Below are 22,339 nucleotides of genomic sequence, written 5' to 3'. Positions count from 1 at the left end.
AAAATGGGCATGGGGGATGGGGCATGGGGTATTTCCCTTCTCATCTCCCCCACTCCCCCTGCCTCTGCTTTTTGCAATACAATACCAAGTTGCTCAAAACTAAACTCCAGGGGGATGTTAGGTGATACGCTCATTCTATAGTGTGTATTAAGTACTGTTACTTAACCTTGGAGAGTATACTCATGCATTTATTGATGCAAACAGCAGCACCAGCCATAGATGCTGCGCCTCATTTCCCCTTAGCTTTTACCTTGGTTTATGTCGTTGGTTTTATTGCTGCTGTAAGCATTGGTTCAATAGCTTGGTACAACTCAAAACGCCCCGCCGGTTGGGAAAGCAAAGAGCGTCCTGATTTTGTGCCTAAAGTTGACAAAGAAGAAACTCCGGGTGTGGGTAAACCAAAGTCATAATTTAGTCATTAGTCATTAGACCAATGACTAATGACTATGATTAGTTTTGCACTTCAACCCAACGGCGGTAAAGCTTTTGGATTTGTTTAAGAAGTGCAGTGTGAGCCGGTTGAGTTGAGTCATTCGACTTTGCTATATCTTGCAATTCCGTCAACAGTCTGGCTTCTTCGACGGCAACTTCGCCATCGCTATAAATTAAGCCACTGATGGCTTCAATCAGATTTTCACAATCTTCAAGGCTGGGGCGATCGCCTAAATACTCCCGCACCCATTCATAACACTCTTTTGGCTGTACAGGAACTAATTCGTACAGCCAAGGCTTAATTTCTGGATCGTTAGCTAAACCTTTTGCTTGAGCTATTTCGCGGAGATATTGCCGTTCTTCTGGCTGGATTCTGCCATCAATCCAGGCGGCTCCAATTAGGATTTTAACTAAGTTTTTCACATGGGAAGGGCTAACCATTGCTGCCTCCTCTGGTAGATTAAGACCTCCACCAAATAGTACAATCCCAAACAGTATTCACTCGGAATTATTGGTTTTTCTTAAGCGCACCATAAAAAAGCCATCCATGTCCTCTCGATGGGGCCAGACTTTAAACCAACCTTGAGGCGTGCTATATGCAGAATCAGGGAACTCAATGCTGCTCGGAGACTCAATTTGCCAATGAGGTGACTCAGCTAAAAATGCCGAAATCACTTCTTCGTTTTCTGCTGGGTGCAATGTACAGGTGGCATAAACTAATACACCACCAGGCTTGACAAAATTAGATGTATGTGTTAATAATTCTTTTTGCAGTACCGAAAGTTCCCGGACAGAGTCTGGTATCTGTCGCCAACGCGCATCAGCATGACGGTGCATAGTTCCCAAGCCAGAACATGGAGCATCAAGTAATACCCGATGTGCGGTGTTTTGAAATTGGTTGAAGTGGCGGCTGTCGCCAGTGTAAATTTGAATAGATTGTAAACTTAGGCGTTGAGAATTTTCTTGGAGTTTGCGAAGACGAGAAGGAGTGCGATCGCAAGCTAAAATTTTTCCCTTATCTGCCATTAATTCAGCAATGTGGGTTGTTTTACCACCTGGTGCAGCACAGACATCAATTACCACTTCACCTGGTTGGGGGTCAAGCAAATGACTTACTAATTGAGCGCTACTATCTTGTATAGTCCACCAACCCTCTTTAAAACCAGGTAGTTTTTGAATTGACCCAGTATTACCAATAAATCGCAAAGCTTGGGGTAAATGAGGAATCCGTTTCACCAAGATACCAACAGATTGCAAAGCCGCTTCAACTTCTTCGATGGAAGTGCGAAGAGGGTTGATACGCAAGTCAATTGTTGGTGATTGGTTCATCCATTCACACAGTTGTTCTGTCTCAGACAAACCCAGTTGTTCTAACCAAACTTGAATAATCCAGTCAGGAAAGCTGTGTAAAATACCTAAGCGTTCCACTGGTTTTTCTGGAAGTTGTAACGGATCTTTATGAAGAGATGAGGGAGTGTTTTCTTTCCCTGCTCCCCCTGCTCCCTCATCCCCCCCTACTTTTCTCAGATACTGGCGTAATAGACCGTTAACAAAACCAGTAAGTCCAGAAAAACCGTTTTCTTTAGCGAGTTGGACGGTGGTATTAACAGCAGCCGAAGCGGGAATCCGCTCTTGATAGCGCAACTGGTAGAAACCTAGATGCAAGATGGTGCGAAGGTCTTGTGGTTGTTGATGAGATTTCTTTTTGGCAAATTGATCGATGAGAGTATCAAGAGTGCGCTGCCTTCTGACGCTGCCATAAATTAATTCTGTCACCAAACGGCGATCGCAATCAGCCAAATTAACTTTTTGCAGCACTCTATCTAGGGCAACATCAGCATAAGCCCCCTTATGAACATCTCGTAGGGCGATAAAAGCTAGTTGACGGGGGTTTGTCATGGAAACATCAATCAGGAGTCAGGAGGCTTTTGTATTCTAACTCCCAACTCCTAACTCCTAACTCCTCTCCTAACTCCCAATTCCCTATCTAGGTATATAACCCTCTAAACTGGCGATTTCAAACTCACATGCCCTAGAAACCTGTTCTGCTGGTAATTTACCGAAGCTGATTAATGGTAAATATGTGGGGTTTGCCATCAGTTCTTTTGCCAATAAGAACCCAGTAATTGTCCAAGTTTGATATTTCCTAGCTTGTTTCCCAATCAGTCGCCCTTTCTTACCGTCATAATACTCTGGCCATTCATCTGTACTCAGCCTTCCTTGAGCGGTTTCAATAGCCTTTTGTGCAAGACTGATTTTGTCAGTTTTCACCGCCGCAGCTGCTAACATCCACATTAAAACTGGCCAACTACCAGCATTATGATAAGACCAGGGGATATTTTTGGGGTCACATCCAGTTACAATTCTGTATTCTTCATGTTCCAAAGCTGGAAAACAAATTTTCATTGGCATATCTCCCACCAAATCATCCCATCGTTTTTCAATGAGAGTCATAATCGCTTGTGACTGTTCTTCTGTGGCTAAGTCGGAAATAATCGCCATTAAATTTCCGAGTGAAAAGAAACGAGTATCTAGCTGTGACGGCCCAACATTACCCGCTAAATAACCACCTTTTTTTGGCAGCCATTTATCTAATTCATAATAGGGAACAGAATCTACATATATGTTGAACAGATTAACAGCACCCTTGCCATATTCTTCACTTTTGAAGCGATAAATTTCATTCAGACGATTAATATCTATCCAATAATGCTGGCGAATATGAGCACATAAAAGAGGCAGCCGATTATCAATGGCTGAAACAATATCATAATTACCTTGACAAATTAGCAGTTCACGAGATGCACGCAATGCCGTGTAAAAGAGAACTTGCAGTTCTAGAGGATGCCCATAAATGCCCATACGACGGTCAATCATACAAGCACCATCTGGAACCAACAGGGTTGGGTACATATCAAAACGATTCGCCAAGCAGATTTCCATAATTAACCTGATTCCATGTTGAAATTCAGGTTGATAAGCTAAAGAAAAATCTTCTGTGGCGACTACATAAGCACGCAATAAAATAATCCACCATAGGCAAGAATCTACAGGTGTAACTCTAGCGATCGCGTGTTCCCCAAAGTCTGCTTCTAAGTATTCTTGCCCATTGTCTGATACAACTTTGAAGCTAGCTGGTATTAATCCTCGTCCTGGTTTATAGGCATCTAATGCCTTTTCTTTAGGCTGCAACTTTAAGGTTTCTTCTAAGAAATTACGAACAATATCTGTTCTACCTTTGATCAGAAAAATTAGAGCCGAAGAAACAAAATCCCGAACAAAGCACTGGTCATAATTGAGTGCCTCTACAGATTCATCATAAGCAGCTAACGTCCCAACGGGGCGGCCTTGATAGTAGAGAATTGACTTTTCTAGTATTCGCCATGCTTCTTCCACTTCTTTTAAATTTTCAGTAGTTTCCAATTCGTTTAGGTGCATCGCCAGAATAACTCCATTCAGATTGTGAATTTGTGGTAGATGCGTCTTCATTTATTACTTTTGCTATTCTCAGCATAACAAAAACGATTCTTTGAATAGCAAATATAATTTAGAGAAAATTAATCAACTAACAGCGAATCAATCTGCTGACATTTATGCAGCTTTATTGCTAGTTAATTTGCTTATAATCTATTACTATTTTGGGGAATTATAATTGTTGTTATTCACCAAAAGTAGTAATCTGATTCTTAAAACAGTCACACAAGATATATTTTTAGATTATTTATTGTTCTGTTTCATGTCCAGAATCTTTGCTTTACCAAACAAAGATATATCTTCAGTGCTGTTTAGCGGTTGTGTGAAGTTAAAACTGGTTGCAGTATATTTACTTGAGCAGGATTAGTTTTTGACACTAAGAGGTCAGATTATTCCCCTACATTATAATAATTTATAACTTTTTTTCAGAATATGCAAGATGAATACTTTAAAAAGTAAATATGTCAATGCTTCTGAAGAACTATATATTTTCCTCTGCTGAATACTTGTGAGGGTTTAACTGTTGCTGGAATTCTTTATAAGCTTGATTAATTGCTTGCATTGAAGCTTTTGCGATCGCAGAACTGTTAACATCAGGATGATATTGTCTTGCTAATCGGCGGTAGGCAAGTTTAACAACGTTGGCATTATTACTCTGATTTACACCCAAGACTTCCCACCATTCCCCACATAATATAGATTTATCAGAGCTTTGCACTTGACTCCAAACCTTGACGCTTCCGCCATTACCACCACTTACCAGTGTTTTACCATCAGGACTGAAAGCAACGGGATGACACCCAGAAAGACTTTGTAGTAATTCGCTAGTGTGGAGGTTCCAAAGTTTTATAATACCGTCTCTGCTGGCACTGGCGAGGGTTTTTCTATCAGGGCTGATGGCAATAGACAAAACCGCAGCTGAGTGTCCAACCAGAGTATTGAGTAATTCTCCAGTTTGGAGATTCCACAGTTTTATTGTGGTGTCTGTGCTACCACTAATAAGAGTTTGACTGTTAAGACTAATAACAACTGTATTCACTGCTCCCAAATGTTCAGTGAGAATATAACGCTGTTCCCAAGTTTGTAAATCCCAAAGCCTAATAGTTTGATCAGCGCCACCACTTGCAAGGATTTTACCATTGGGACTGATGGTGACAGACAAAACTGCATCTGAGTGTCCATTCAAGGTGCGTTTTAAATTTCCCGTGTAGCGTCCCCAAATTCTAATAGTCTTATCAGCACTACCGCTAACAATAATTGCCCCATCATGACTGTAGGCTACTGAGTTAATAAAGCCATTATGACTGTAGGGAGAATTTAAATAAAAGAATGTCCGGTGAAATTTTCTTGTGTCCATCTGCCAACTGCTGATTTTGCGATCGACACTACCACTTGCAATTTGTTGTCCATCAGGGCTAATAGCAACAGATAAAACTGCCTCGGCTTGTCCAGAGAAGGTATAAAGCCATTTTCCTGTTTTTAAGTTCCACAGATTAACTTGTCTGTCATCACTGCCACTAACCAAAGTAGTACCATCAGGACTGATAGCGATCGCATTAACTGCCGCTAAGTGTCCCTTGAGTGTGCGTACACATCTCCAGCTTTCAGGTAGCTGGGTTTTCAGAGATATTATTTCTGGTTCAATATTTGGAGGAGAAGGTTTAGGGGTAACAAATTCTGATTTTTTCTTTAATTCAGCTTTAAGTGTCTGTAACTCATCTTCTACTTCCAAAACAGCAAATTTTTGGTTGAGATCCTCACCAGATAAAAATGCTTTTAATTCCATCACTGCTTCGGAATAGGCATCCATCTGCAAAACTTTCTCTTCCATCCGCGCAAAAAGCTGTACTGGAGTTTCGCTAATTTCAGATTCGTCTAATAGTTTGGCAATACCATAGGCGGCGAGTCCCACCACTGCACCAATTCCTGCCATCGGGACTGCACCAATCCCAAATGCTAGCCCTACTTTAGGTGCGATCAAACCCACACCACCGACAACGCTATAAATACCAGTACCGCCGACTGCACCAATTCCCATTGCACCGATCGCAGAGGGAGATGCATCTGCGATCGCTTTCAAAGCGCCATAAGCAGCTGCACCAGCCACAGCGCCAGCACTAACTACTGAAGTTGCACCAATTCCAACAGCACCAAATCCGCCCGCTAGTCCCATCCCGCCTACAGTTGCGGAAACACCAGCACCTGCTAGGGTTCCCCCTGCAATAAATGCTGAACCTGTTTTAGAATTTTGTGTCACTGCTTAATGTTTTCTTGAAATTTTCTAGAGCAATCAGGTTTTTTCCAAGTAAAATTACTGTTGCTTCGTGCTGCTGAAGCTGAGTTTGAAGAGTAAGTACAATTTTACTGTGAACTATTTTACTGAGTATGGCTTCAAGGGCTAGATTATCATCATGATTTTTCAGAGCTATATGAGCTTTATCCTTCCAGTATTTAGCTTCTTCTTGAGCTTTTTCATAAATCTCTTGAATGCATTCTTGATTTCGTAAAGTCCCATAAATTTATCAGAGTAACCTTATTACCCAGAGCGTAGACTAATTAATACTGTTGCGTCTTCGTAAAAATTACTTAAGCCTTGACTTTTACTTTGAATACAGTTATTTATACCTTTCTTTGACAACGGATATTAAAACTACATTGTTTGATGTAGCCTAACTGGGTACATTCCAATGAGGTAAAAAATGGTTCATCAGACATACACATCCGATGTCTTAGTTGTGGGTGGTGGAACCGGAGGAACTACGGCTGCTATCCAAGCAGCGCGACGGGGAGCCAAAACAATTCTTGTGAGTGAATTTCCTTGGTTGGGGGGAATGCTAACTGCGGCTGGAGTATCTGCACCCGATGGTAACGAGTTAGAAGCCTTTCAAACGGGGTTATGGGGTGCGTTTTTGCAGGAATTGCGGCAACGACAACCCGGAGGATTAGATAATAGCTGGGTCAGCTTTTTTAGTTACGATCCTCAAATTGGGGCAGAGATTTTTGCTGATTGGGTGCAGGAATTGCCAAATCTGCACTGGATTTCTGGACAAGTACCAATAGATGTTTATCGCCAAGGTGATTCTATTAGTGGTGTGCGCTTTGCTGATTTTGCTGTCACAGCCAAAATTATTCTCGACGGCACAGAATTAGGTGATTTATTAGCTTTAGCTGAGATACCTCACCGTTGGGGCTGGGAATTGCAATCTGAATGGGGAGAACCTAGCGCCCCAGTGGATTTTAACTCTTTAACCAAAAGATATCCGGTGCAAGCACCCACTTATGTAGTGATTATGCAAGACTTTGGTGATGCGATGTCTACGACGGGCATAGCTGCGGCACCAGAAATTCTGGCTGCCCCTAACTATAATCCATCCCAGTTTACAGGCGCTTGGGATGGCTATGGAGCAGAGACATTTTTGAATTATGGACGTTTGCCTAGTGGCCGATTTATGATTAATTGGCCAATCTGTGGCAATGACTACGGCCAAAGACTAGAGCGGCTGATAGAGTCAGATGTGTCCAGAGGTGAATTCATCCAAGAATCTCGCTGGCATAGCCAAAATTTTGCCCATTTTATTCAAAATCAGCTTGGTCGGCGCTATGGTTTAGCAGAAAAAGTATTTCCTCACGCCTCTACAGCTTTTGCACTGCATCCCTATTACCGGGAAAGCCGCCGCTTGGTGGGACTAACTACTGTCCGAGAACAGGATATTTTGGCGATCGCTGGAGGGAGAGTTGCATCTATATTTAATGATGCGAGGTTTTGTGATGCAATCGCAATTGGTAACTACACTAACGATCATCATTACCCTGATGTTCAATTCCCACTGCAACCAAAATCTATCTGTTGGGGCGGACGTTGGACTGGGACACCCTTTACAATTCCCTACAGTTCCCTGATTCCAGCTACAACAGATGGTTTCTTAGTCTGTGAAAAGAACATTTCTGTCTCTCACATTGCCAATGGGGCCACCAGATTACAACCTGTGGTTATGGGCATTGGTCAAGCAGCAGGTATGGCGGCGGCGATGTGTGTTGAGTTAAATTGCCAGCCAAGGGACTTACCTGTTAGGGCACTGCAAACAGCCTTATTAGCAGATAATCGCTCAAAAACAGCAATTATTCCTTTATTTAATCTTCCACCCAATCGTTCGGATTGGCTCCACTGGCAAGTGTATTACTTAGATAACCTACAAGCCTATCCAGTTAGTGGCGATTGCCCTTGCCCATCGGAGAATGAGTACCCTGACTCTACTTTTGACAAGGCATTAATTGGGGAAAGTAACTGTTTCAAAGGCATTTTCTCTCGCTTGGAACAGCAGGAATACAGATTCACTGTCACAGCACCAGCCGCATATCAAGGGCAAAATTGGCAGCTTGTGACTTTGCGATCGCATATCGACAAGCAATTACGCACTTGTCCTCACCAACAATTAGTTACATTGTGGGGTCGTCATAACCACTCTGGTAATTGGTTATTAGTCGAACATTTAACCGGAGGATAAGAAGAGTTTATTTTCAGTAAAACACAATACTTTTTGATGAATTATCCGGATATTAATCAAAAAGCTAAGTATCAGTGAAGTGGAGAGTTCCAAAATAGACATCTGCTATGCGTGCTGCCATTTCACTTTTAGTCTCGAGTCTGGTGTTCGGCCCCTTAGCTTCTAACTGCCAAGCAATGGTCAATCACTTATCAACTGGGCTGCCTTCCACGCCTACTTCGGAACAGTGGCTTTCGGCAGCATCTGAACAAAATCCAGATGATGCGCCACGTCATCGCGGTAGTGGGCGTAGAGAAGTAACGCAAAAATTCGGAAATACCTATGTTGTGGTTTAACTACCGTAGGTAATGCCTTTTTTTTCAAAGGAACTAAAATACCAGAAAACACGATGTTGTGCTAATATTCTTCACACAGCTTTTCTGGCAGAGATATATACAGTTGACACACGAAAATCTTCAGCGATCGCTTAGTATTTCAACTGCAAGCTTTGTATATCATCAGTTGGTCTTAATTCTGGCGATCAAAACGCAAATTAAATTAAGTGTCTCGATCAACAGCATTAACAACTCATCAAAAGCTACATTACTGTTGCTCATATTCCTGGGAAGCTTTGCGTCTCAATCCTCAACTGCTGTAAAAATAGATGTTATTTAGACTATCAGTTAATCTGAAGCACATCTAATTCAAACGTTTTGTTTGTTGAAGAAACAGTCTTAAGGCAACTTCACTTTATTCCCCAATAGCTTTTCTGATATATTAAGTAGCTGGTTATCTACATCGGCAACTAATTTATCTTCTCTTCCCTACTTGTTTAGCGTTCTTTGCCGAAGCCTAAAATTTCTTTTGTTTCATCTGAGCTTATCTAGGACATGGATTCGCACAAGTAGTATAGGTTTATTGCACTTGGCAACAAATATTACTATTTACGATCTACTCTTGCACCCTGGCTCTTTTTTCCCACAGATGGCTACCAACGAAATAACTATTAAGAACGATCTGCACAGATCATCTTAGCCACTTAATTATTCTACACTCAAGGGCAGATACAAAATTTTGTATCTGCCCTTTTTAGATGAATTTTACTTAAAGAAAAGGGAATTGGGAATAGAGACAAGAGAGTTGAGAGAAATACCCAATGCCCAATGCTGTATTTGCGCCATGAATTGAAAAAGAGGCAAGGGAGCAGGGAGCAGGGAGAAGGAACAGAAAGGGGGATTCGACCCCACCTGAACGAGAACCACTTAACTCTTATTGGGGGACTCAGACCCATGTTCCGTGTGATTTTACCCCCTGCATGACCAAATTTTGAACCATAACGTGACCAAAAGTTAACGTAATTTCAAGCTTTTGAGCCAATCAACAACTTAACTTTATGAATCAAATTATGTCCGCGTGTTTTAAATGTGAACCATAATACGACTAAAAGTTTTATTTTCAGACTTGGTAAAAAATGCCGAGCAAGACACACTAATTTAGTCGAAAATTTTAAACTTTCGGTCAAAATATGATTCAAAATGTCCACGATATGGTTCAAAAATATGTTTAGTCGAAAATTCAGTGATTAAGCGATCGCTCGATACTTGGTTTTAAAAGCTCTCGCTCAAGAACACGTACAAATGAACTATAAAACCCACGTTGCGCCCTGGAATTAAGTTTTGACGTTTTTGGACTCCATTTATAACTTTGAAGTATATGTTGTTCTAGTGCGGAGTGAAGCGTATCGTGTCCGTTTGGTCAAAATATGGTTCAAATCACATTCCGCTCCGCTCCACGGCTCTTGGTTGGGGTCATTTCCCCCAGCGAAGAACCCCCTTCCCCTGCCTCTTCGTTGAACTATTGTCAGCAAAAGCAAACATAAATTTATGTAAAAAGTAGCTTATGCTACAGAATTTTTGCTATATTAGTCTTGTGAGAAAAATTATATATTCACCAAATAGAGAGGGCTATGATTATGTCTATCGCAGATAAATCTCGTGCATTAATGGTGCGTGAACACCAGCAAGTCAAGAATCGCCAACAATCAATACTGATGAGGGCTGCACAAGAACTTGGTCTTCCTGAAGAAGCATCCCACTACTGGAACCCGATTCAAGGGAAGGTAGATGCTAATACTCGGATGATTTATGGGCCCAGTCATGCTTCCATGAGCTAGGTTCCAAGAGTTTTAAGCTGGATTTTTTGAGTGAATATCTCAACTGAAAACTCTGGAAAAAAAAGCCACCCTAAAGTAGAGGGTGGCAAAACTTATTACTTTTAGTTAGATACGGTACTTAATTAAGCATCGTAGTAGAGATAAAATTCGTAGGGATGAGGACGTAGTTGCAACTGCTTGACTTCATTACCTAACTTGTAATCAATCCAATTTCCGATAAAGTCTTCTGTGAAGACACCTGATTCTGTCAAGAAGGCGTGATCTTTTTCCAGTGCTTGCAACGCCAATTCTAAAGAACCTGGAGTTGAAGGAACCTTTGCCAATTCTTCTGGAGAGAGTTCATAGATATTCTTATCTAAGGGTTCGCCAGGATGGATTTTGTTTTTGATACCATCGATACCAGCAGAAAGCATTGCAGCAAATGCTAAGTAGGGGTTAGATGTAGCATCTGGACAACGGAATTCCAAACGTTTGGCTTTGGGGTTAGTACCAGATAGAGGAATACGGATAGAAGCAGAACGGTTTCCTTGGGAGTAAGCCAAGTTAACGGGTGCTTCATAACCAGGTACTAGGCGCTTGTATGAGTTGGTGCTGGGGTTGGTAATGGCCAACAGGGCTGGTGCGTGTTTGAGCAGACCGCCAATGTAATACAATGCGGTTTCACTCAAACCAGCATACTTATCACCAGCGAACAGAGGTTGTCCGCCTTTCCAGATGGACTGGTGACAGTGCATTCCTGAACCATTGTCGCCAAAAATTGGTTTTGGCATGAAGGTGACGGTTTTGCCGTGTTTTTTGGCAACGTTCTTGATGACATATTTGTAAATCATCAACCAGTCAGCCGCTTCGATCAACTTGCCAAACTTGAAACCTAGTTCGCACTGACCACCAGTCGCAACTTCGTGGTGATGCTTTTCAATGGGCACACCTAATTCTGCCATCGTCAACAGCATCTCTGTACGGATATCTTGAAAAGAATCCGTCGGTGCGACTGGGAAGTAACCTTCTTTGAAGCGTGGTTTGTAACCTAAGTTGGGTTTGTCAGCTGTACCCGCTTTACCAGAATTCCAAGCACCTTCTTCGGAATCTAAGAAGTAGTAGCCTTCGTTAGCGGTTTGAGCAAATCTAGCACTGTCAAAGATAAAGAACTCAGCTTCAGGGCCAAAGTAGACTGTATCACCAATACCAGTGGAAACCAGGTAATCTACTGCTTTTTGGGCAATAACGCGTGGGCAACGGTTGTACCATTCGCCTGTACGGGGTTCCTTAATACTACAAATTATACTTAGCGTTGGCACTTCCATGAATGGGTCGATCCAAGCTGTGTTGGGGTCGAGTACCATCGTCATGTCCGATTCGTTGATTGCTTTCCAACCCCTGATGCTAGAACCGTCAAACGGTACGCCATCAGTAAATGCAGTTTCATCGATTTGGTTCTGGTACAGTGTGAGGTGCTGCCAAGTCCCGACTGTATCGATGAATTTGAGATCAATCAGTTGAATTTTTTCATCTTGAATTCTCTTCAAGAGTTCTTGTGGTGTAGTCATTGTTACTCCTTCTCTACCAATTTCCTAAAGTAAACCAGAATCTTTCTTCCAAAGCATCCTAACCCTGCTGATCTCAATCAGACCGTGACACACCAGAAATATCTTAAATAGTAGACATTGGAGGATTTTGTAGCTTATGTTACAGATATCTAGATTATCAGGTTATATTAACCTTTCAGCGTTCATCTGTACAAAACTGGAAAGTTCATCATATAGGGGTCAACTTTGGCATAGAATCCTTAAATAGTGGATAGATTGTTTTTGTGCCAAATCTATTTTAAATAGCACAAAAATTTACTGGTGCATAAGTGCAGCCAAATAAATATCAAACCATAAATAGCAAGGATTGGGAGAAAAAAGAATGCGCGATGCGGTAACAAGTTTAATTAAGAATTATGACTTAGCTGGTCGGTATTTTGACCGGAATGCGATCGATAGCCTGAAGTCTTACTTTGATAGTGGTACAGCAAGAGTACAAGCGGCGGCGGCAATCAATTCTAATGCAGCTGCACTTGTCAAGCAGGCTGGTTTAAAGTTATATGAAGAACTGCCAGAATTGATTCGCCCTGGTGGAAATTCTTATACAACTCGTCGTTATGCAGCTTGTCTGCGCGATCTAGATTACTATTTACGCTACGCCACCTATGCGCTGGTTGCTGGAAACACAAATGTGTTGGATGAACGAGTGCTACAAGGGCTACGGGAAACTTACAATTCTCTAGGTGTACCTATTGGGCCTACAGTTCGCGGTATCCAGATTCTCAAGGATCTGATTAAGGAGCAAGTAGTAGCAGCAGGTGTGGTTAATACCGCTTTTGTAGATGAACCATTTGATCACATCACACGCGAGTTGAGCGAGATAGATATTTAGCATCTAGCTTTGGTGACTAAAAATCGCGGAACTATACAAATAAAGTTGGCGTAAGCGGACTTAACACATATCGCACCTTAGCTTGATTGGCAAGGTGCGTTTACTTTTATTAATATGAAAAACTAAACTATTTGTTTATGACACACTAACGCTCTTTCTAAGATACAAGATTGGGTTGAACATTCGTGTTACCCAACCTACCCATAAATTTATCAAAGCCTTAGAAATCAAGGATTCTGATTTTTATTTGACAAGAGTAATAGAAGAGCGCTAATTAGTAGTACAACGAGAATGAGTACTGGGAAATTTTTATACTTGCTCCTATGATATTTATTATAGATATCAATAATTTTGGCAACAGTTATATGAGTATTAATGATCTAGAATTTCTGCACGGTGCAGCTTTTCTTCGACTTCTTAAAGGAATATCTTAATATCTCTATCAGTTATTTATCTTATATCCATTCATCTCTTTATTTTTAAATGGTCACAGTTTGGCTTTGGTTCAAGTAATTGGTCAAGAAAAGCTAAAGAAGAAAATAGGAATAAACTGATAGTTGGATGTAAGCGTCACCGAGAGATTGACGCTTACACCCAGCAAGTTTGGGGTTTATCTTCTTAAGTTGACCTGAAGCAACTATGCTTGAATGATGAAGTCGGAGGCAGTAAGGGTAGGCACACCAGTCAGTTGTGCAAATTGACCTCCACTGCCGAAACCAGCAGCACTACCATTTTGATTGTATAGTAATTGCCCAGTTACAGGGTCATAAACAATCGCAGCATTGCTAACTGCTCCTAAACTGGTGACTTGAAAATCACTACTGTTACTAAAACCAGTTCCCACAACAGAAGTAATGGTGTTAAAGGTGGTCTTACTTAGAGCAATCTTGTCGCCTTGAGAGCTATTGAAGTCAGTTATGGTATCAATACCAATCTCAGCACTGGTAAAAGCCGCATCGCTCTTGTAAAGGAAAGTATCAGCACCTATACCACCCACAAGAGTATCATTGCCTTTACCACCAATGAGAAGATCGTTACCAGTACCACCCCGCAGTAAATCGTCACCACTTTTACCGTCGATAGTGTCATTACCCCCTTGACCATTAATCACATCGTTAGAATCATCAAAACCGACAATGTTATTGTTCAAGTCATTGAGGAAGGTGACAGTGTTTCTATTGAAAACGCTAGTTGGGGTTAAATCAGCATTCATTACATCAAAGCTATCCGTAAGACTAGCTTGCCCATCAAATAAGATATTACCGATGACAGGTCTAGTTGTTGATGGGGCTAAGTTCTCGATGTTTTCTAACTGAAAGTTTTGCAGAGTAACTTTGGTATTAGCCACATTTTCAAATGTGACTTCTAAATTGTTGCCATTTTGAGTTAATTGCAGATTTTTCGCAGTTAAGCCAGTCCCAATAAATTGCAATGTATCTACTGTGGCGATCGCCGCAGTCGAAATATTTGAGCTAGTACCTACACCACCAAAGTCTGTGATGATGTCATTGCCATTGTTTAGTCGGGTAGTAAAGATGTCATTGCCGGCTGTGCCATTAAGAACTTGAGTTTTGGGTTTAACAGTACCACTAATAGCAAAGTCAAAGGGGCTTTCATTACTATCGTTGTTACTTAAAATCAGAGTGCCACTATAAGTTCCTGGTGTAGTGGTATTGAGTGCCACAGATATGGTCGTGGAAGTATTGGCAGCCACACTGGTTGGAAGAGTACCAACCAAGCTAAATCCATCAGGAAGTTTAAGATTACTCAGGTTGAGTGCAGCTGTACCAGTGTTCTTGATGGTAAAGGTTTTGGTCAGGGTGTTACCAGCAATAACATCGCCAAAGTTAATAGCGGTAGTATTACCATCTGCAATGTCAACTGTGCCATTGAGAACTTGAATTTCTGGGGTAGGAACAGGTTTAACAGTGCCACTAATAGCAAAGTCAAAGGGGCTTTCATTACTATCGTTGTTACTTAAAATCAGAGTGCCACTATAAGTTCCTGGTGTAGTGGTATTGAGTGCCACAGATATGGTCGTGGAAGTATTGGCAGCCACACTGGTTGGAAGAGTACCAACCAAACTAAATCCATCAGGAAGTTTAAGATTACTCAGGTTGAGTGCAGCTGTACCAGTGTTCTTGATGGTAAAGGTTTTGGTCAGGGTGTTACCAGCAATAACATCGCCAAAGTTAATAGCGGTAGTATTACCATCTGCAATGTCAACTGTGCCATTGAGAACTTGAATTTCTGGGGTAGGAACAGGTTTAACAGTGCCACTAATAGCAAAGTCAAAGGGGCTTTCATTACTATCGTTGTTACTTAAAATCAGAGTGCCACTATAAGTTCCTGGTGTAGTGGTATTGAGTGCCACAGATATGGTCGTGGAAGCATTGGCAGCCACACTGGTTGGAAGAGTACCAACCAAGCTAAATCCATCAGGAAGTTTAAGATTACTCAGGTTGAGTGCAGCTGTACCAGTGTTCTTGATGGTAAAGGTTTTGGTCAGGATGTTACCAGCAATAACATCGCCAAAGTTAATAGCGGTAGTATTACCATCTGCAATATCAACTGTGCCATTGAGAACTTGAATTTCTGGGGTAGTAATGGTGTTGCGGGGAGCTTCGTATGCACCAATGTCTATCAATGCAGTGCCATTACCATCACCATCCTGCGGAGTATTCGTACTGATGCCATTGAAAAGACTAGAACCAGCATCAATCGCAGCACTTCCAGATTTAAGTGCAAAATTCTTGTTGGCCGCATCAACAAATTGCGGATCTTTACCCAAAATATTCTGCAATCCTGTGGCCTTTAGATCGTCTGAAGCTTGAAATTGAGAAGAGTTATAAACAAGGTTGCGATCGAAGCTTACATTTGTAGAGTATTTGATGACATTGGAATTTTGATTGTCAGGCGCATACAGGATATTATTAAAGACACGCGCATTTGTTGAGTAAGCAACACCAATCTCTCCAGAATTTGTGAGAACACGACTATTTTGATAAAGGGTGTTGTTGACAACATCTACGTTTGTAGTTTTGAAAACTTCAATACCAGCGGCACCATTATTGTAAACTATGTTATTGGCAATTAAAGTCTTACCAGTATAGGGCACATCACCTTGAGCCTTCTGTACAGTATCAAGCATAATCCCGTTACCTTCAGTGATTTTGCCTGCTACTGTCCAAGGAACTAGACTTTGATTATCGTAGACAATGTTGTCTCGAATAATCATTCTGTAGTCAGTAGTGTTGTTATCAAAATTAAAACTGCGGAGAAAACCCATTCCTTGAGTTCCGTAAGGAGAATACCAAGCGTTTCCAGACACAATATTTTTTTCAAATGTTATGTAGTCTGAATCACTAGCCCCGATGCCTCCGCCTGGGAAGTTTTTGATTGTGTTACCAGTGATAACAATGTGATGAGGGTTAGTACCACCAACACCATTACTATTTTTCCAAGGTTTTATACTAATTCCACTGGCATTGGTCAAGATGTTGTTAAGGTTATCCTTTTGTTGTAGGGCATAGTCTAAAGTGATATTTTCCCGATCTCCTTCTATATCAAGTCCTTCAACTCTCACGTATGAGGAGCTAAATATATTGATGCCACCTCCCGGTGATTTTAAGATAGGCTTATCTCCTGGATAGGCTTTTATTGTTGTCCAGTTGTCTGGTGAGCCATTAAAGTTAAAAAGTGTAATCCCTTTGTCATAAGTCCCATTCATGACGTAGAGGGTGTCGCCTGTTTTCATCTGATAAACCGCTCTACCCAAGCTGCGAAATGCAGATCCCTCATTCAAGCCATTATTTTTATCGTTGCCTGTTCCAGAAACGTAGTATGTATTAGCCATAGATTTACTCCGAATGTGTGTAGGGGGAATTGGAAGTACAGTGTCAGCAACTTTTCTCAATTGCTAAGTAGTTATTTGAATGGGATATCTGTCTAGATTTTTCAGACAGTCACAGTTGTCCGATCGCAACTTGGAATTGCATCGGTTATAGATAGAAACGCTGTTAGAAAATTGATTTTTTTCTCCTGTTAACTGTGTAATAGTTAAAGCAGGATATTGATATCGTCAGTATTTTATTGAGGGCGATCGGACGATTAGCTTATGGACGCACAATGCAAAGCTGGAGACATTTATTGTCTTCTCTGAGGTTATTGTTGACATCCTGTGATGGAGTCGCATTGAATCGTATCTTTATCTGTAGCAACTGCGTAGGCATAGCCCATCGTAGACATCGCAGTTCTTTGCGAGGTAGCTTTACTATCTGCTATTTTCGATACAGCGATCGTAAATTGACATACTAATTCCTCTGAACTTTATCCGTTGTATTGAGTCAGGAAGTTGCCAAATCAGCATGGTATAAATGCACCTCCGGGCTGATAACTGGGGATTTAAAGTTACAGTGGTAACAGTTAAATTGGTTGAAACTTTAGTAGATTGACCCTCAACTTAAGGGAACTAATGTAACAACTTACTTGAACCTGTTGTAAGCGGTGTAACTGGGTTTTGTGAACTTAGTTAAAAGTAACCTTTACAAATAGCACTTGATATCAGTGAATGCTCGGAATGTGGTAAGTTTTTTTACAACAAATTCAAAAAAACTATGGAGGTATCGTCGCACAGTTCGATTAATTTCTAGAGTGATATGGGAATAGAGAGCATTGTGTATAAGGGTTTGATGAAGCTTCTCTAAATATTTTTTGCAAGCAATATTTGAGATAGTTTGGTTTAACTGCGCCAACTTACCTAAACTTTATAATATGAATACTGAAATAAACTTCAGAATACCTGTTGCTTTAACCATTGCTGGTTCAGATAGCGGTGGCGGTGCAGGAATTCAAGCTGATTTACGCACCTTTGCTTTTCATTGTGTCCACGGTACTAGCGCCATAACATGCGTCACGGCACAAAACACTCTGGGAGTAAAGAGAGTTGATGCCATGTCAACAGAAGCTGTTGTGGCGCAAATTCAGGCAGTAGTTGAAGATATTGGCGTACAAGCTGCCAAAACGGGTATGTTGCTCAATCAGGAAATTATCTTTGCTGTTGCCCAGCAGGTGGAAACTTTACAAATAGAGAATCTAGTAGTTGATCCAGTAATGGTGTCACGTACGGGGGCACAATTAATTGATGATGATGCTGTGAAGACTCTTTGCCATACCCTGATTCCCAAGGCAGTTATAATCACGCCGAATCGCTATGAAGCCCAGATTTTGAGCGGGTTACAAATTAATTCCTTGGAGGATATGCAAGCTGCTGCTGAAATTATTCACCAGACTTTACGGACAAAGGCTGTTTTAGTCAAGGGCGGAGGTATGCAAGGAGATTTACGTGGTGTTGATATCTGGTTTGATGGGGACAAGTTGGAAATTTTGACTTGCCAGCAAGTAAAGACAAAAAATACTCATGGTACTGGTTGCACACTATCGGCTGCGATCGCTGCTAATCTGGCTAAGGGAAATGACTTATGGTCATCAGTGCAACAGGCAAAGGAGTATGTAACGACTGCACTCACTTACGCCCTAGATATTGGCGAAGGACAAGGCCCTGTGGGACACTTCTTCCCATTGTTACGAAATTAACCTTGGAGTAGGGAGATGAGGGGGACAAGGAGCAACCAATGTCCAATGCCCAATGCCCAATGCCCAATAACAAATCTTTGCCCTTTCGGAATTTTTCTATTATTCTTGGGCATAGTTTCAGGGTTGACTATCTCTGTTAGCATCTCTGTACGATCTACTTACCTTGATTTTTAATACCAAGCCCCCGATGCGAACAACCATAGGTTCTGTTCACAGGAATTCGCCAACACCGACTACTCAAGCCTACCCTCCCTCTGTACCATTATCTGTATACAGGGAATTATCAACAGAGTTGCAAGCAGCACAGGCAAGGCTAAATGCACTCACCACTCAAAATCAGCAACTAGCACAAGAAAATCAACTATTACGCCAAGAAATTACCAAAGTAGTTGAGTCTTTTTCTCATTTGCAAAAGTTTGTGGATTCCCAAGCTCAACCTAGTTATCACCAAGTATCCCAAGATCCTGGGTATGTGAAAAGTGGCGCTAAACAGCCAGCAACCCAAGTACCTCCACCTCAGCAGGTATCTCATCCGCGTTCACCTGTTGTCCCCAAAGTCCCACCGCAAAAAAGCCGCCACCAAAGCTTTTCTCCACCTGTAATGGAAATTAATTTCCCGATACAAGAGCCAGTTTTTATAGAAGAGCAACAAGTAAGTTATTATTCCGCTACCGATCCAGATGTCAAGGGACTCAATGGCTGGTGGTTAATTATTACCATCTTGTTAATTATGCTTACTGCCTTTAGTGCTGGATATTTCGTTGTGCGTCCCTTGTTTGAACATCAGAAACATTAGTTGACATTCCCACACTCAGCAGCAGGTTAGCCAGCAATTTCTCTGCGATCGCTCTCTAAATATCTAAGCATATCTACTTAATTAGCGGAATTTATCTATTTTTAGGTTATGAAAGCTACGTAAAATGCTAATTTGACAGTACTTTTTTATGTTAAAACTTCAAAGATCATCCAATTAATCAAACCTTGTGGCTTCTGATGTCCAAAGCTCTTAGGTAAAGCATCTACACTTTAAAAAAGTTGTAATTATTACATATGTTTTAGGAAAAGCACTGGTAGTTACAGCTTCAGACAAAGGATCTGGTTAGATATATAAACGAAGCTAGTAGAAGTCAGGAGTCAAGAAGATGAAAAAAGTAGAAGCCATTATCCGTCCATTTAAGCTAGATGAGGTAAAAATTGCCTTGGTTAATGCTGGGATTGTTGGCATGACTGTTTCTGAAGTTCGGGGGTTCGGACGGCAAAAAGGCCAAACTGAACGGTATCGCGGTTCTGAGTACACCGTTGAGTTTTTACAAAAACTCAAAGTGGAAATTGTCGTTGACGATAATCAAGTTGATATGGTAGTAGACAAAATTATTTCTGCTGCCCGCACTGGTGAAATCGGCGATGGTAAAATTTTCATCTCGCCTGTTGAGCAAGTGATTCGGATTCGTACCGGCGAAAAGAACACAGAAGCAGTTTAAAAAAGTTAGGAGTTATGAGTTAAAAGTTATGAGGTGTGAGTTAGGTAGTTATGAGTTTGGAGTTAAAAGTTATAAGGTGTGAGCCATGACTAAATGAATGAAGATTTAGCATAATTCCAAACTCCAAACTCCTAACTCCTAACTCCAAACTCCTAACTCCTAACTCCTAATTCTTTCCAGTTGCGGCAGTAAAGCTGTAAAAGCCTTTCCTCGATGGCTAATTGACCCCTTCAACTCCCGTGTCATCTCAGCAAAGGTCAATTGCAACTCTTGCACATAAAAAATTGGGTCGTAGCCGAAACCACTATCACCACGAGGTGCGTGAAGAATTTCGCCATAACAAATACCTTCAGATTGTAATACGATCGCACCATCAGGACGAGCGATCGCTACCGCACAAACAAACTGAGCTTGTCGATTTACCTCGTTGCCTAATTCCCTCAATAGCCTAGCAATCCGTTCTGAGTCGGTTTTGGCATAACGTGCAGAATAAACCCCTGGTGCGCCATTTAGGGCATCTACTTGCAAGCCCGAATCATCAGCAATTGCCCAGTTTTCTGTAGCTTTAGCAATTTGTGAGGCTTTCAGACAAGCGTTAGCGGCAAAAGTTTCGCCTGTCTCTTCAATTTCCAATTCTTCAGGTTTAAGGGTTAATTCCCAACCGGAATTATCCAGGTAAGCTTGCATTTCCCTCAACTTACCTGGATTTCCTGTAGCTACTACAAGTAATGTCATGAATTACAAATTATTAGTTAGGAGTTAGGAGTGATGAGTTATGAGTTATTAATTTCTAACTCCTAACTCTCAACTCCTCACTAATTTTACTCCGCCCACTGTTTCGCCCAAGCAAGAGTTTGATGCACTTGCTCAATTGTCGGGGCTTCGCAGTAGAGGCGTAAAACTGGCTCAGTACCACTAAAGCGAATCATTAACCAGCTTTGATCTGCGAGACGATATTTGTAGCCGTCAATTGTCTGGCAATCAATCACTGCTAAAGAGGCAATCTCCGTTAAGGGTTGGCTTTGCAGTTGTTGCAAAAGACGCGATCGCACTTCCATACTTGCTAAGGGTAAATCGATGCGATCATAAGCTGAGGTAAACCCTGTTTGTTTCTGTAAGTGGCGATAATATTCACCTAAATCCAAACCAGATTCGACGATCGCCTCTAGCACATACAATGCTGACAGCAGCGCATCGCGTTCGGGAATATGGCTGCCATAGCCAATTCCTCCTGATTCTTCGCCACCCAGCAACACTTTTGCAACTAACATTCTGTCAGCGATGTATTTATAACCAACTGCTGTCTCAAACACTGATAGGTTATGTAGTGCTGCTACAAGGGGCATTAAGTCGGAACCACTAACAGTTTTGACTATTTCGCCACTAAAGCCGCGCCGCAGGGTTAAATGGTCGATTAATATCGGGATTAATACTTGGGAACTTAGGAAGTTAGCTTCTTTATCTACTGCTGCGATGCGATCGCAGTCTCCATCAAATACCAACCCCACCGTTAAACCTGATTTATCGGTTTCTCGGTGAGCTTTGATGACTCCAAATAGCTTTGAAAGGTATTTAGGTAAGGGTTCCGGCGCACCACCACCAAAGAGGGGGTCGCGTTCTGAGTTGATTTCTTTTACCTGATTGCCTAATAATTTTGCCAATCCGCCAGCAGCAGCGCCATGCATGACATCAGCAAATAACGTCAATTTGCCAGATGCGATCGCTTCTCTAAGTTTGGCAATATCAACTTTACCTTCTAGTGCTTGGGTATAACTGGGCCAGGGATCGAATTTCTCTTGCTTACCTGGGGTAGTTGCTAGTGGTACTGCCACCAATAACTGCTCTTCTATTTCTTTTGTGACTTCTGGCGGTACTGATCCACCAAAATATCCTTTGACTTTTAACCCTAAATATGCGCCCGGATTATGGCTGGCTGTAATTACTAATGCTCCTAAAGCATTGAGTTGTTTTGCAGCCCAACTAAAAGCCGGGGTTGGGGCAAAGGTATCGCTCATTAGGACATCAAAGCCGACAGCAGAGACACTATCGGCGACAGCACGAGCAAAGTCTTCGGCCATGAATCTGCGATCGTAACCGACAATTATTGTCCGGCTACCTACTTGGGAAAAATATGTATTATATAATACTTCTGCGGCGACTGGTGCGACCAGGGCTAGGCGTTCAAAGGTGAACTCGTCACCAATAACGCCCCGCCAGCCGTCTGTACCAAACTTGATTGAGTTAGCTACAACTGGCATCTAAGTATCCTAACTGTCTACTTG

At 41.6% G+C, this 22,339-nt stretch carries 16 protein-coding genes; 8 read left to right on the top strand and 8 right to left on the bottom strand.

Annotation, left to right across the window (positions count from 1 at the left end; translation table 11 throughout):
• The first annotated feature begins 182 nt into the window (after positions 1–182).
• The gene (gene psb35, locus GTQ43_RS14035) at positions 183–410 is read left to right on the top strand and encodes a photosystem II assembly protein Psb35 (RefSeq protein ID WP_265273210.1); all 228 of its coding nucleotides are present in this window, start codon (positions 183–185) and stop codon (positions 408–410) included.
• Positions 411–450: 40 nt separating this feature from the next.
• Here psb35 and GTQ43_RS14030 read toward each other — a convergent pair whose 3' ends face one another.
• From GTQ43_RS14030 to GTQ43_RS14015, 4 genes are all read right to left on the bottom strand, one after another.
• Positions 451–873, bottom strand: a complete 423-nt coding sequence (locus GTQ43_RS14030; RefSeq protein ID WP_265273209.1) for a TerB family tellurite resistance protein — start codon at positions 871–873, stop codon at positions 451–453.
• Positions 874–930: 57 nt separating this feature from the next.
• Complete coding sequence (locus tag GTQ43_RS14025; protein WP_265273208.1) at positions 931–2,331, bottom strand: 16S rRNA (cytosine(967)-C(5))-methyltransferase; 1,401 nt, start codon at positions 2,329–2,331, stop codon at positions 931–933.
• An 84-nt stretch (positions 2,332–2,415) separates the two neighbouring features.
• Positions 2,416–3,870 (bottom strand): glycoside hydrolase 100 family protein, encoded by a 1,455-nt coding sequence (locus GTQ43_RS14020; protein WP_265273764.1) that lies wholly within the window; start codon positions 3,868–3,870, stop codon positions 2,416–2,418.
• A gap of 517 nt (positions 3,871–4,387) precedes the next feature.
• Entirely contained in the window at positions 4,388–6,163 is a 1,776-nt protein-coding gene (locus GTQ43_RS14015; RefSeq protein ID WP_265273207.1) for a DnaJ domain-containing protein, read from the bottom strand.
• A gap of 442 nt (positions 6,164–6,605) precedes the next feature.
• Between GTQ43_RS14015 and GTQ43_RS14010 the strand changes: the two genes are divergently transcribed.
• The 3 genes from GTQ43_RS14010 to GTQ43_RS14000 all read left to right on the top strand — a co-directional run bounded on the left by GTQ43_RS14010 (position 6,606) and on the right by GTQ43_RS14000 (position 10,563).
• Complete coding sequence (locus tag GTQ43_RS14010) at positions 6,606–8,411, top strand: FAD-dependent oxidoreductase (RefSeq protein WP_265273206.1); 1,806 nt, start codon at positions 6,606–6,608, stop codon at positions 8,409–8,411.
• A gap of 107 nt (positions 8,412–8,518) precedes the next feature.
• On the top strand, positions 8,519–8,746 hold the full coding sequence (gene patX / locus GTQ43_RS14005) for a heterocyst-inhibiting protein PatX (RefSeq protein WP_265273205.1): 228 nt from the start codon (positions 8,519–8,521) through the stop codon (positions 8,744–8,746).
• 1,616 nt (positions 8,747–10,362) lie between these two features.
• Positions 10,363–10,563: a hypothetical protein gene (locus GTQ43_RS14000; protein WP_094327996.1), complete on the top strand. Its 201-nt coding sequence runs from the start codon at positions 10,363–10,365 to the stop codon at positions 10,561–10,563.
• A gap of 122 nt (positions 10,564–10,685) precedes the next feature.
• Here GTQ43_RS14000 and glnA read toward each other — a convergent pair whose 3' ends face one another.
• The gene (glnA, locus tag GTQ43_RS13995) at positions 10,686–12,110 is read right to left on the bottom strand and encodes a type I glutamate--ammonia ligase (RefSeq protein ID WP_265273204.1); all 1,425 of its coding nucleotides are present in this window, start codon (positions 12,108–12,110) and stop codon (positions 10,686–10,688) included.
• Between the two features lie 361 nt (positions 12,111–12,471).
• Between glnA and apcB the strand changes: the two genes are divergently transcribed.
• Positions 12,472–12,981, top strand: coding sequence for an allophycocyanin subunit beta (gene apcB / locus GTQ43_RS13990; RefSeq protein WP_265273203.1), 510 nt, complete (start codon positions 12,472–12,474; stop codon positions 12,979–12,981).
• A 637-nt stretch (positions 12,982–13,618) separates the two neighbouring features.
• Here apcB and GTQ43_RS13985 read toward each other — a convergent pair.
• Positions 13,619–16,837 (bottom strand): choice-of-anchor D domain-containing protein, encoded by a 3,219-nt coding sequence (locus GTQ43_RS13985; RefSeq protein ID WP_265273202.1) that lies wholly within the window; start codon positions 16,835–16,837, stop codon positions 13,619–13,621.
• Between the two features lie 917 nt (positions 16,838–17,754).
• Between GTQ43_RS13985 and thiD the strand changes: the two genes are divergently transcribed.
• The 3 genes from thiD to GTQ43_RS13970 all read left to right on the top strand — a co-directional run bounded on the left by thiD (position 17,755) and on the right by GTQ43_RS13970 (position 20,057).
• On the top strand, positions 17,755–18,576 hold the full coding sequence (gene thiD, locus GTQ43_RS13980; RefSeq protein WP_265273201.1) for a bifunctional hydroxymethylpyrimidine kinase/phosphomethylpyrimidine kinase: 822 nt from the start codon (positions 17,755–17,757) through the stop codon (positions 18,574–18,576).
• Between the two features lie 187 nt (positions 18,577–18,763).
• On the top strand, positions 18,764–19,372 hold the full coding sequence (locus GTQ43_RS13975) for a cell division protein ZapB (RefSeq protein ID WP_265273199.1): 609 nt from the start codon (positions 18,764–18,766) through the stop codon (positions 19,370–19,372).
• A 346-nt stretch (positions 19,373–19,718) separates the two neighbouring features.
• Positions 19,719–20,057, top strand: a complete 339-nt coding sequence (locus GTQ43_RS13970) for a P-II family nitrogen regulator (protein WP_194002436.1) — start codon at positions 19,719–19,721, stop codon at positions 20,055–20,057.
• Between the two features lie 159 nt (positions 20,058–20,216).
• Here the strand turns inward: GTQ43_RS13970 and rdgB are convergent, their stop codons facing one another.
• Complete coding sequence (gene rdgB, locus GTQ43_RS13965) at positions 20,217–20,792, bottom strand: RdgB/HAM1 family non-canonical purine NTP pyrophosphatase (protein ID WP_265273198.1); 576 nt, start codon at positions 20,790–20,792, stop codon at positions 20,217–20,219.
• An 86-nt stretch (positions 20,793–20,878) separates the two neighbouring features.
• The gene (locus GTQ43_RS13960) at positions 20,879–22,315 is read right to left on the bottom strand and encodes a phosphoglucomutase/phosphomannomutase family protein (protein ID WP_265273196.1); all 1,437 of its coding nucleotides are present in this window, start codon (positions 22,313–22,315) and stop codon (positions 20,879–20,881) included.
• Positions 22,316–22,339 lie beyond the last annotated feature (24 nt).

The organism is Nostoc sp. KVJ3, from assembly GCF_026127265.1.
Taxonomy (GTDB): domain Bacteria; phylum Cyanobacteriota; class Cyanobacteriia; order Cyanobacteriales; family Nostocaceae; genus Nostoc.
Note: the sequence above shows the minus strand (reverse complement) of the source record. Positions and strands in the feature narration are given on the sequence as shown.

Bases quoted from the DNA above. Each gene is read 5' to 3' on its own strand.
- psb35 (WP_265273210.1), top strand. From the start codon at position 183: ATGCATTTATTGATGCAAACAGCAGCACCAGCCATAGATGCTGCGCCT.
- GTQ43_RS14030 (WP_265273209.1), bottom strand. From the start codon at position 873: ATGGTTAGCCCTTCCCATGTGAAAAACTTAGTTAAAATCCTAATTGGA.
- GTQ43_RS14025 (WP_265273208.1), bottom strand. From the start codon at position 2,331: ATGACAAACCCCCGTCAACTAGCTTTTATCGCCCTACGAGATGTTCAT.
- GTQ43_RS14020 (WP_265273764.1), bottom strand. From the start codon at position 3,870: ATGCACCTAAACGAATTGGAAACTACTGAAAATTTAAAAGAAGTGGAA.
- GTQ43_RS14010 (WP_265273206.1), top strand. From the start codon at position 6,606: ATGGTTCATCAGACATACACATCCGATGTCTTAGTTGTGGGTGGTGGA.
- patX (WP_265273205.1), top strand. From the start codon at position 8,519: ATGCGTGCTGCCATTTCACTTTTAGTCTCGAGTCTGGTGTTCGGCCCC.
- GTQ43_RS14000 (WP_094327996.1), top strand. From the start codon at position 10,363: ATGTCTATCGCAGATAAATCTCGTGCATTAATGGTGCGTGAACACCAG.
- glnA (WP_265273204.1), bottom strand. From the start codon at position 12,110: ATGACTACACCACAAGAACTCTTGAAGAGAATTCAAGATGAAAAAATT.
- apcB (WP_265273203.1), top strand. From the start codon at position 12,472: ATGCGCGATGCGGTAACAAGTTTAATTAAGAATTATGACTTAGCTGGT.
- GTQ43_RS13985 (WP_265273202.1), bottom strand. From the start codon at position 16,837: ATGGCTAATACATACTACGTTTCTGGAACAGGCAACGATAAAAATAAT.
- thiD (WP_265273201.1), top strand. From the start codon at position 17,755: ATGAATACTGAAATAAACTTCAGAATACCTGTTGCTTTAACCATTGCT.
- GTQ43_RS13975 (WP_265273199.1), top strand. From the start codon at position 18,764: ATGCGAACAACCATAGGTTCTGTTCACAGGAATTCGCCAACACCGACT.
- GTQ43_RS13970 (WP_194002436.1), top strand. From the start codon at position 19,719: ATGAAAAAAGTAGAAGCCATTATCCGTCCATTTAAGCTAGATGAGGTA.
- rdgB (WP_265273198.1), bottom strand. From the start codon at position 20,792: ATGACATTACTTGTAGTAGCTACAGGAAATCCAGGTAAGTTGAGGGAA.
- GTQ43_RS13960 (WP_265273196.1), bottom strand. From the start codon at position 22,315: ATGCCAGTTGTAGCTAACTCAATCAAGTTTGGTACAGACGGCTGGCGG.